Origin of the sequence: Burkholderia ubonensis, from assembly GCF_902833085.1 — a bacterium.
GTDB classification, from domain to species: domain Bacteria; phylum Pseudomonadota; class Gammaproteobacteria; order Burkholderiales; family Burkholderiaceae; genus Burkholderia; species Burkholderia ubonensis.
Genome location: NZ_CADFEB010000013.1, coordinates 247,527 through 257,155, shown reverse-complemented (window position 1 = coordinate 257,155; position 9,629 = coordinate 247,527). Strand labels below are relative to the sequence as shown.

Annotated in this window: 5 protein-coding genes, 1 tRNA gene and 1 pseudogene; 1 reads left to right on the top strand and 6 read right to left on the bottom strand. The window is 63.4% G+C overall.

Annotated features, from left to right (window positions below; translation table 11 throughout):
* From HWX31_RS32390 to HWX31_RS32365, 6 genes are all read right to left on the bottom strand, one after another.
* A partial coding sequence (locus HWX31_RS32390; RefSeq protein ID WP_175934011.1) for an efflux RND transporter permease subunit occupies positions 1–3,124 on the bottom strand: 3,124 nt, incomplete at its 3' end.
* Between the two features lie 125 nt (positions 3,125–3,249).
* Positions 3,250–4,410, bottom strand: coding sequence for an acyltransferase family protein (locus HWX31_RS32385; protein ID WP_244143900.1), 1,161 nt, complete (start codon positions 4,408–4,410; stop codon positions 3,250–3,252).
* A 230-nt stretch (positions 4,411–4,640) separates the two neighbouring features.
* Positions 4,641–5,804: an efflux RND transporter periplasmic adaptor subunit gene (locus HWX31_RS32380; protein WP_174966117.1), complete on the bottom strand. Its 1,164-nt coding sequence runs from the start codon at positions 5,802–5,804 to the stop codon at positions 4,641–4,643.
* Positions 5,805–5,988: 184 nt separating this feature from the next.
* The gene (locus tag HWX31_RS32375; RefSeq protein WP_174966116.1) at positions 5,989–7,191 is read right to left on the bottom strand and encodes a serine hydrolase domain-containing protein; all 1,203 of its coding nucleotides are present in this window, start codon (positions 7,189–7,191) and stop codon (positions 5,989–5,991) included.
* Positions 7,192–7,929: 738 nt separating this feature from the next.
* Positions 7,930–8,023: transfer RNA gene (locus HWX31_RS32370), tRNA-Ser, on the bottom strand.
* A gap of 113 nt (positions 8,024–8,136) precedes the next feature.
* Positions 8,137–9,387: an aspartate kinase gene (locus HWX31_RS32365; RefSeq protein ID WP_010099099.1), complete on the bottom strand. Its 1,251-nt coding sequence runs from the start codon at positions 9,385–9,387 to the stop codon at positions 8,137–8,139.
* Between HWX31_RS32365 and HWX31_RS35440 the strand changes: the two are divergent.
* Positions 9,370–9,607 (top strand): annotated as a pseudogene (locus HWX31_RS35440) (hypothetical protein); the annotation flags it as partial. The gene HWX31_RS32365 and the pseudogene HWX31_RS35440 sit on opposite strands and share 18 nt — an antisense overlap.
* Positions 9,608–9,629: the final 22 nt, after the last annotated feature.

Here is a 9,629-nt window from a genome sequence, read left to right as displayed (position 1 = left end):
CGCCCGCGAGCGTGCGCAGCACGACGTAGAACACCGGCGTCAGCATCAGGCCGAACAGCGTCACGCCCAGCATCCCGAAGAACACCGCGACGCCCATCGCGTGGCGCATCTCCGCGCCCGCGCCGGTCGACGTGACGAGCGGCACGACGCCCATGATGAACGCGATCGACGTCATCAGGATCGGCCGCAGCCGCAGCCGGCTCGCCTCGATCGCCGCCTCGAGCGGCGTCCTGCCGTCGTGCTCCAGCTCGCGTGCGAACTCGACGATCAGGATCGCGTTCTTCGCCGACAGCCCGACCAGCACCATCAGGCCGATCTGCGTGAAGATGTTGTTGTCGCCCTGCGTGAGCCACACGCCGGTAAGCGCCGACAGGATGCTCATCGGCACGATCAGGATCACCGCGAGCGGCAGCGTCAGGCTTTCATACAGCGCGGCGAGCACGAGGAACACGAGCAGCACGCTGATCGGGAACACCCAGATCGCCGAATCGCCCGCGAGGATCTGCTGGTACGTGAGGTCGGTCCACTCGAAGCGCACGCCGCGCGGCAGCGTCTCGTGCGCGATCCGCTCGATCGCCGCCTGCGCCTGCCCCGACGAGAAGCCCGGGGCCGGGCCGCCGTTGATGTCTGCCGCCGTGTAGCCGTTGTAGCGCACCACCATCTCGGGGCCGAACGTCGGCGTCACGTTGACGAGCGACGACAGCGGCACCATCTCGCCCGCGGCGTTGCGCGTCTTCAGCTGCCCGATATCCTCGGCATAGGCCCGGAACGGCGCATCCGCCTGTACGCGCACCTGGTATACGCGGCCGAAGCGGTTGAAGTCGTTCACGTACAGCGAGCCGAGATAGATCTGCATCGTGTCGAATACGTCGGTGACCGACACGCCGAGCTGCTTCGCCTTCACGCGGTCGAGATCGACGTTGAGCTGCGGCACGTTGATCTGGTAGCTCGTAAACAGTGGGCCCAGCTCCGGCGCCTGCTGCGCGCGCTTGATGAAGTCGTTGGTCGCATCGGCGAGCTTCGCGTAGCCGACCGCGCCGCGATCCTCGATCTGCAGCTTGAAGCCGCCGAGCGTGCCGAACCCGAGAATGGGCGGCGGCGGAAAGATCGCCACGAAGGACTCCTTGATGCCCGCGTACTGGCGATTCAACGCTTCGGCAATCGCCTGCGCGGACAGCGCCTTGTCGCCGCGCTTGTCGAACGGCTTCAGCGTGATGAACACCGTGCCCGCGCTCGACGAGTTCATCAGGCCGTTCACCGACATGCCGGGAAACTCGAGGATGCTCTCCACCCCGGGCTGCTTCATCGCAATGTCGGCCATCGTATTGACCACCTTTTCGGTGCGGTCGAGCGACGCGCCGTTCGGCAGTTGCGCGAAACCCACCAGATACTCCTTGTCCTGCGCGGGCACGAAGCCGGTCGGAACGATCTTGCCCACGAGGATGGTGATGCCGATCAGCACGGCATAAAGGCCCATGACCAGCGCCTTGTGGCCGATCAGTCCGTCGAGCCCCGTTCCGTACGCCGTCGAGCCGCGCTTGAAGAACCGGTTGAACGCGTCGAAGAATCCGCCCAGGTAACGCCGGATGAAACGGGTCGCGCCGTCCTCCGGATCGCCGTGACCCTTCAACAGCAGCGCGGACAGCGCGGGCGACAGCGTGAGGGAATTGAACGCGGAGATGATCGTCGAGATCGCGATGGTCAGCGCGAATTGCCGGTAGAACTCGCCGGACAGGCCCGGCATGAACGCGAGCGGGATGAACACGCTGGAAAGCGTCAGCGCGATCGCGATGATCGGCGTGCTCACTTCCTTCATCGCGAGATAGGTCGCATCCTTCGGCGACAGCCCCCTGGCGATATTGCGCTCGACGTTTTCCACCACCACGATCGCGTCGTCGACGACGATCCCGATCGCCAGCACCATCCCGAACAACGACAGCGCGTTGATCGAGAATCCGAACATGAGCAGCAGCGTGAAGGTGCCGACAATCGAAACGGGCACCGCCAGCAACGGAATGATGGAGGCGCGCCAGGTCTGCAGAAACAGGATGACGACGACCACGACCAGCGCGATCGCTTCGAGCAGCGTGGAAACCACGGCGGCGATGCTGGAGCGCACGAACTTGGTCGGATCGAAAACGATCCGGTAATCGACGCCGGCGGGCATGTCCGCCTTGATTTCCGCCATCGCCTCCCGGACCTTGTCCGAAATCGTCAACGCGTTTCCGCCGGGCGCCTGAAAGATGCCGAACCCCACTGCGGGTTTGCCGTCGACCATCGATCTCAGGCCGTAGTCCGATGCGCCGAGCTCGATGTGCGCGACGTCGCGCAGATAGGTCACGCCTCCGGCTTGTGCCGTCTTGATCACGATGGCGCCGAATTCATCTTCCGATTGCAGTCGTCCTCGCGTATTGACGGACAGCTGCAACGGCACGTTGCCGCGCATCGGTTGCGAACCGATCACCCCGGCCGCGACCTGCACGTTCTGCTCGCGAATCGCGTTGACCACATCGGTCGCGGTCAGCCCGCGTGCCGCGATCTTCTGCGGATCGAGCCAGATCCGCATCGAATAGTCTCCTCCGCCCCAGATTCTGACTTCGCCGACGCCGGGAATACGCTCGAGCCGGCTCTTTATGTTCAGTATCCCGTAGTTGCGAAGATAGTTGACGTCGTAGCGATTGTTCGGCGAAACCAGATGCACGGCGATGGTCTGCGTGGTGGACGATTTGACGGTCGTCACGCCGAGCCTCTGCACATCGGCGGGAAGCTTCGGGAATGCCTGCGAGACCCGGTTTTGCACCAGTTGCTGCGCCTTGTCCGGATCGGTGCCGACCTTGAAGGTGACCGTGAGCGTCAAATTGCCGTCGCCGTTCGCCTGCGACTGCATATAGAGCATGCCCTCGACGCCGTTGATCTGCTCTTCGAGCGGCGAAGCGACGGTCTCGGCGATCACCTTCGGGTTCGCGCCCGGGTATTGCGCATTGACGGCAATCACCGGCGGCACCACCTCGGGGTACTCCGCGATCGGCAGGAAATACAGCGATATGACGCCTGCCAGCAGGATCAGTGTCGACAGGACGCCGGCGAAAATCGGCCGGTCCACGAAAAACCGCGAAACGTTCATGATCAGGTTTCCATCATTCTGGATTGGCTCCCGCGACGACGCGCCGCCGGAGTCGAAGCATGCCGGCGGGACGACCGGCTTTCCTCACCTCGCCTCGATGCAGCGCGCCGTCGTTCGAAGGCTGGCTAGACTTCGGCGCCCATCAGCGCGGACTTCCGGGGCGCGGCCTTCCCCCACCGGCGCATCACCGGGCGCTCGATGCAGACGAAGAGCAGCCAGCCGCCGAGCACCGACGCGCCGAAGGCCGCCAGCACGAGGACCGTTGCCGCCGGCGTACCCAGCAGGCGGCCGTTCAGCCAGTTCGTCACCAGCGTCAGAATCACCAGATGGATCATGTACATCCCGAACGAGATGTCGCCCAGCCAGTTCATCGTCCGCCCGGCGAATCCGGTTCTGCGCCCGGCCACGTCGGCTGCCGCCACCGACGTAATCAGGAATGCGATCGGAACGACCGTTGCCACGTTGAAGCTGAACTGGAACGGCACGAACATCGCAAAGATGTAGCCGGCGGCCAGCAGTCCGAATGCGGGTACGAGCCCCAGGCCGATCCAGCGGCCCGTCATCAGGATGCGCGCCATCAGCATGCCCAGCACGAACTCGAACAGCCGAAACGGCGGGAAGAAATAGGACAACCACCAGCGCTCCACCGAAATCGGCCAGGCAGTCACCCAGGGCGTGCCTCGCACCAGCAGGTTGATGGCCGATTGGCATGCGAACAGCCCAATCACCGTGGCCGCCGCCCACATCCACAATCTATTCTCAGGAATCCTCTTTATATAGATCAAAAGAAAAGGGAAAAGTACGTAGAAGAACAGTTCGCAGCAGAGCGACCATGATGGACCGTTTACGCCGAGATAGACCTCGTCTTTCGGAATCCATGCGTGGACCAGCAGCAGGTTCGGCAGCCAGATGGAAGCCGGCGTGACGGCGGCGCCGAACAGAATCATCGTCAACGCCCAGGTCGCGAAGTGATTCGGATAGATTTTCAGCACGCGCCTGAAGATGAAGCTGCCGACCGTGTCGTCCGGCCTGGCCGACCACGTGATCACGAACCCGCTGAGCACGAAGAAAAACGACACGCCCATCCACCCGCCTTCGCTGAACAGCACCTTGAATGCATGCGAAGCCTGGTGGTCCGCGTACGGGTTGAATCCGATGATCTTTGTCAACGATGCATGAAAGCCGAAGACGAGCGCGGCCGCAACGAAACGCAACCCGGTCAGCGACGGCAATTTCCTCGGATGGTAATGCGGTAGCGCGGACGAGGTCCTGATTGCGTCATTCATGAAGCACTCCTTATGGAAAATGGCTTAACCACGACAGATCGATGCAATATTCGGTGGCGCATGTTTTCGGCGAATGGACGATCTCGGCCGGGGCAGTCGTTGCCGCGATCCAGGGCGACACGGCGCCGCCCTCTTGCCTGACTTGCCGAGGGACGATCTCGTCGCGCGACGATCACCGCGATGTCGCGATCCGCGCGCCGGATCCTGCGGTGGTTGCGATTGGTGCTTCGCTAGCCGCTGACGCTGTCGGCGGCCATCGGAATCAGGTTCGGCTTCACGCTGGCGCCGGGACGAATGCGCTGCAAGCCGTTGACGACGATGCGTTCGCCGGGCTGCAAGCCGCGGGAGACGATGCGCAGCCCATCCTGCAGGTGCCCCGGCAGGATCTCGCGATACTGCACGCGGTTCTGTGCATCGACCACCAGGACGAACTTCTTTTCCTGGTCGGTGCCGATCGCACCGTCGCTGATCAGCACCGCGGGATGCGGCTCGCTGCCGCTGATTTTCACGCGGGCGTACAACCCCGGCAGCAGCATGCCGTCAGGGTTGTTGAAGATCGCCCGCACACGAACCGTGCCCGACCCGCTGTCGATGCGGTTGTCGATGGACGACACCGAACCCGGATGGGAATAACCGCTTTCGTCGGCCAGGCCCAGCATGACGGGCATGGCGCCTTTGCCGTTTCGGCTCAGGTAGGTCAGGTAGGTCTGCTCGTCGACATCGAACGACGCGTAGATCGGCGAAAGCGACACCAATGTAGTCAACGGCGGCGAGGACGCGCCGGGAAACACGATATTGCCCACGGTCATTTCGGCGCGGGACACCCGTCCCCCGACGGGGGCAACGATCCGCGTGTAGCCCAGATTGAGCTTGGCCGCCTCCAGCGCGGCCTGCGCGGCCTTCAGATCCGCATCCGCCTCTCGCGACGCATTCTGCTTTTCGTCGAAATCCCGTTTGGCGATCGCATTGTCGACGATCAGGCGTCGCGCGCGCGCCAGATCCGCGTCCGTGAAACTGCGCCGGGCCTGCGCCGACGCCAGTCGCGCTTCGGCGCGATCGACCTCGACGGCATACGGCCGCGGGTCGATGGTAAAGAGCGGATCGCCCTTTTTGACCAGCGCGCCGTCCTTGAAATGGACCGCGACGATCGTCCCCGACACCAGCGGCCGCACCTCGACCTTGTCGATGGCTTCCAGCCGGCCGGAATAGCTTTGCCAATCCACGATATGCTTTTCCACCGCAGCCGCGACATCGACCTCGGCCGCGGCGGGCTGCGCTTGCGCATGGACCGGGGTGATCGCGCCGCCGCGGCCGAGCACGGCGGTCACCGCGCCGGCAGCCGCGACGATCAGCAAGACGGCAATCGCAATCGGATATTTTCGTTTGGGCGGCATGTCCGTCCCTTCTTTGAGTACGGCAGATCATGTCGAACCGCTCGGCGCTGGTGCGCGATCGAACGCGCACGCTGCTGTTGCGGTGCTGGACGCAGCACACGCTCGCTCCCCATCGCGAACGAACGGCCCCCCGGCCCTCGGGGTGCCGCTTCGGCGATGCGATCGATGCGTCGCGCGAGCCGCTTCATTCGACCGCGCTGAACTCCGGCACGTAGACGGCTTCGCACAGTTCGCCGACGAAGGCGCCGGACATCCCTTCCAGGGCGGTGTTCGTGAACGCGACCACGCTCAGCTGCCGTACCGGGTCGACGAACCACGAATGGCCGTAGGTGCCGCCCATGCGCCAGGTTCCGGCGGATTCGGGCGTCTGCGCCGCGACGGGATCCTTCAGCACCGTGATGCCGAGGCCGAAGCCGCGGCCCGGCCAGAACGCCATCGGCAAATCGCCGATCTGGTTGGTGGTGAACTGCCGGACCACGGATTCGGGCAGCAGCGGCGCACCGCCGGTGCGCAGCGTTTCCAGCAGACGCAGGAAGTCCCCCGCGGAGCCGACCATGCCGGCACCGCCGGACGGAAAGGCGCCGGCATTCAACGCGCGATTCGGCGACAACACGAACCCGGCCGTGCCTTCGATGAACGGCACGAAATCAGGTTCGCCCAAGCGCCGGGGTGCCGAAGGACAATCGGCGTATGCGACGGCAAGCCGGTGTTCGTCCACCGCCGCGAAGGCCGTATCGCGCATGCCCAGCGGCCCGGTCACCAGTTCGGCGACGGCCTTGTCGAGGGGCAATTGCGTGATCTGCTCGATGACGGCACCCAGGACATCGGTCGCGATCGAGTACTTCCACTCGCTTCCCGGCCGATACAGCAACGGCGCGGAGGCGATGCGGCGCACGTTCTCCTGCAGGCTCACGTCGCTGTCGTCCATCCCGTCGGATACGCCGGCAAGCGCGTACGAACCGTTCTCCTCCTGGAAGAACTTGTAGGACAGGCCCGCGGTGTGCGTCATGAGGTGACGAATCGTGATGCGGGGCTGCGTGCCGTCGGGCAGCCGCGGCGTGAATTCCGGCAACCACCGCGTCACGTCCTCGTCGAGTTGCAGCCGCCCCTGGGCGATCAATACCAGCGCCGCGACCGACACGATCGGCTTCGATACGGAAGCCAGCCTGAAGAGCGCGTCTTCCTGCATCGGCTTGCCGGCTTCACGATCCGCCATGCCGGCGGCCCGCCGATAAATCACTTGCCCGGCCTGCGCAATCAGAATGACGGCGCCGACGAGGCGCTGCTCCGACAACGTGCGCTCGAGCACGCTGTCGACGCGCTGCGTTAATGCCGATGCAAACGAATGACCAGCCGGTTGATTCGGCGAAGTATTTTGAAAGGCCATAGCAGTTACCTTTAAGTGAAAATTATTTTTGCAGTCATGGTAAGTCAATGGCCAAACAAATTAAAAGCCGTCCAGCCGTAATTTCATAGCGGACGAAAATGTCTCGAATCGAGCCGCACGCGCCAAGCGGCGCCCCGCCTCGGTGCCGCGGTGCCACGGCCCGAGCGCGCTATCGGCGGGTCAATTGATTGAAGTGCTCCGCGCGCAGAAACGCAAGTGCTTCACGGTGATGCGAATTAGCATCGCGTGAAATGCGCGTAAGCGGATATGCCGGCTACGGAACAGATTCTCCGTTTTGGATATCGAAGCAATTTCGCTTTCTCCGGAAGATGGCGTATGCGGAATTGCAGATAGATCCGGTCCGACGGACCGGGCGGCTTCGCGGAGCAAATGCGCAATTGGAAAGGATGATCGCAAGCCGATGCTGAACGAGGTCATGCTGACGGATGGCGCTGCTGCTTACGCCACCGCTACCGCAAGATTCCCGCGCCGCTGGAGCGCGAGGGACAGCGCGTCGGACTATCGAACGCCGACTGACAAAGCTTGAGCTGTGGAGCGCCGACCGTTAGACGCGGCGGGCTGCAGAAATGGCACGCCGCCGGCGTGCGTCATGAACAAGGGACAGCGCCATCGGCGCCACGGCAACCGTACCGCGCACATCGGTTCGCCCATGCGGGCCAGCCGGAAAAAGAAAAGCCCCGCAAGTCCGAGAACTTGCGGGGCTTGTTCCGCCACTTCTGGCGGAGACGGAGGGATTCGAACCCTCGATCCAGGTTTTGGCCCAGATGCTCCCTTAGCAGGGGAGTGCCTTCGACCTCTCGGCCACGTCTCCCAAACTTTCGCTCGCACCAGGGAGGCAGTGCGACGAGAAGAAGATAATATAGGGTTTCGAGCCGCAGGTCAATTTCTTTGATGCATTTTCTTCAATGCATCACGAAAATTTCATTACGCCTGTTCGAGTTCGAATGCTTTGTGCAGCGCGCGGACGGCCAGCTCCATGTACTTCTCGTCGATCAGCACCGAAATCTTGATCTCGGACGTCGAGATCATCTGGATGTTGATGCCCTCTTCCGACAGCGTGCGGAACATCTTGCTCGCGACGCCCACGTGCGAACGCATGCCGACGCCGACGACCGACACCTTCGACACCTTCGGGTCGCCCTGCACCTGTTCGGCGCTCACGTGGCCCTTCACCTGGTTGGTCAGGATGTCCATCGCCTTCTGGTAGTCGCCGCGGCCGACCGTGAACGTGAAGTCCGTCTTGCCCTCGACGCTCTGGTTCTGGATGATCATGTCGACGTCGATGTTCGCGTCCGCGACCGGGCCGAGGATCTGATACGCGATGCCCGGCTTGTCGGGCACGCCCATCACCGCAATGCGTGCTTCGTCGCGCTGGAACGCGATGCCGGAAATGACTGCCTTTTCCATGGTCTCGTCTTCTTCAAAAGTAATCAGGGTGCCCGAGCGCATTTCCACGTCGAGCGCAATCAGCGGATCGGTCAGGCTCGACAGCACACGCGTCTTCACCTGGTATTTGCCGGCGAATTCGACCGAGCGGATCTGCAGGACCTTCGAGCCGAGGCTCGCCATTTCCAGCATTTCCTCGAACGTCACGCGATCGAGGCGGCGCGCCTCTTCGACGACGCGCGGATCGGTCGTGTAGACGCCGTCGACGTCCGTATAGATCAGGCACTCCTCGGCATCGAGCGCGGCCGCGACCGCCACCGCCGACGTATCCGAGCCGCCGCGGCCGAGCGTCGTGATGTGGCCGTCCGGATCGACGCCCTGGAAGCCCGTGATGATCACGACCTTGCCGGCGTTCAGGTCGGCCTTCACGCGCTCGTCGTCGATCGAGTGGATGCGCGCCTTCGTGTATGCGCTGTCGGTCTTGATCGGCACTTGCCAGCCGGCATAGCTCACGGCCTCGACGCCGATCTCCTGCAGCGCGATCGACAGCAGGCCGACGCTGACCTGCTCGCCGGTCGACGCGATCATGTCGAGCTCACGCGGGCTCGGCTGACTCGAAATCTCTTTCGCGAGACCGAGCAGACGGTTGGTTTCGCCGGACATCGCCGACGGCACGACCACCATCTGGTGCCCGGCCTGATGCCATTTTGCGACGCGTTTCGCGACGTTCTTGATGCGCTCGACCGAGCCCATCGAAGTGCCGCCGTATTTGTGTACGATGAGTGCCATTGTCGTTCTGAACTGGAAGAGAAGCCGCACGGGCGCGCTGGACAGACCGCGTTGCCGTTCGGTCACGCGGCTTGTGGCTGTGGACGGACGACGAGGAAGACGGCTGGGACGCAACACGCAAGCGTGACGGATTTTGCCCGGAAGGCCGATCAGGCCGCGCAAACCGGGTACGTCACGCGGAAAACCTGCACAAAACGCTCAAAAATCGAGCCGAGCAAACAACCGAGCGTACCCGATCGATG

What these genes read in the sequence shown, in the direction of transcription:
- HWX31_RS32385 (WP_244143900.1), bottom strand. Translation starts at nt 4,410, where the DNA reads ATGAATGACGCAATCAGGACCTCGTCCGCGCTACCGCATTACCATCCG.
- HWX31_RS32380 (WP_174966117.1), bottom strand. Translation starts at nt 5,804, where the DNA reads ATGCCGCCCAAACGAAAATATCCGATTGCGATTGCCGTCTTGCTGATC.
- HWX31_RS32375 (WP_174966116.1), bottom strand. Translation starts at nt 7,191, where the DNA reads ATGGCCTTTCAAAATACTTCGCCGAATCAACCGGCTGGTCATTCGTTT.
- HWX31_RS32365 (WP_010099099.1), bottom strand. Translation starts at nt 9,387, where the DNA reads ATGGCACTCATCGTACACAAATACGGCGGCACTTCGATGGGCTCGGTC.